At 60.2% G+C, this 1,305-nt stretch carries 1 protein-coding gene; it reads right to left on the reverse strand.

Translation table 11 applies throughout. The annotated features are described in order from the left end of the window. Positions 1-1,236: maltose alpha-D-glucosyltransferase (gene treS / locus ACE04F_RS13430; protein ID WP_486107363.1), on the reverse strand; the 1,236-nt coding region annotated here is incomplete at its 3' end. Between the last annotated feature and the right edge of the window lie 69 nt (positions 1,237-1,305).

Here is a 1,305-nt window from a genome sequence, read left to right on the forward strand (position 1 = left end):
CGGCGTGCGCACGCCGTCGCGGTCACCGAGGTAGATGTTGTCGCCCATGCCGATTTCATCGCCGTAGTACAAAGTCGGCGTACCAGGCATCGACAGCAGCAAACTGTTGAGCAATTCCACGCGGCGCCGGTCGCGCTCCATCAGCGGCGCCAGGCGCCGGCGAATGCCCAGGTTGATCCGCGCCCGGCGATCGGCCGCGTAGTAGTTCCACAGGTAGTCGCGTTCCTTGTCGGTGACCATCTCCAGGGTCAGCTCATCGTGGTTGCGCAAGAAAATCGCCCATTGGCAATTGGCCGGAATTTCCGGCGTCTGGCGCAGGATGTCGGTGATCGGGAAACGATCCTCCTGGGCCAGCGCCATGTACATGCGCGGCATCAACGGGAAGTGAAACGCCATGTGACATTCGTCGCCATTGAGGCCTTGGGTGTCGACATCGCCAAAATACAGCTGGGTGTCTTCCGGCCACTGATTGGCCTCGGCCAGCAGCATGCGGTCGGGGTAGTTGGCGTCGATCTCGGCGCGGATCAACTTGAGGACGTCATGGGTCTCGGGCAAATTCTCGTTGTTGGTGCCGTCGCGCTCGATCAAATAGGGAATCGCGTCCAGGCGCAGGCCATCGATGCCCATGTCAAGCCAGTAGCGCATCACCGACAGCACGGCCTTGATGACCTGCGGGTTGTCGAAGTTGAGGTCCGGCTGGTGGGAATAGAAGCGGTGCCAGAAGTACTGGCCGGCGACCGGATCCCAGGTCCAGTTGGACTTCTCGGTATCGAGAAAAATGATCCGCGTACCGTCGTACTTGTGATCGTCATCCGACCAGACATAGAAATCCCGCGCCTTCGAGCCCTTCTTGGCTTTGCGCGCGAGCTGGAACCAGGGATGCTGATCCGAGGTGTGGTTGATGACCAGCTCGGTGATGACCCGCAGGTTGCGCTTGTGGGCCTCGGCAATGAAGCGCCGCGCATCGGCCATGGTGCCGTAGTCGGGGCTGACGCCACGGTACTCGGCGATGTCGTAACCGTCATCGCGCCGGGGCGAAGGATAAAACGGCAGCAACCAGATAGTGTTGACGCCCAGGTCGGCAATGTAGTCGAGCTTCTCGATCAGCCCGGGAAAGTCGCCGATCCCGTCATTGTTGGAGTCGAAATAGGATTTGACGTGGACCTGATAGATCACCGCGTCCTTGTACCAGAGCGGGTCGTTGATAAAGGTGGCAGACCGGGGTTTCTTGGCCATTTGCAACTCCTGAAAATTCGGTAAAACCGTTGGGCTGGCTATATCTACGTGGGGGGGGGGGGGGGGGGG

The organism is Pseudomonas sp. AGC41 (genome assembly GCF_057334555.1).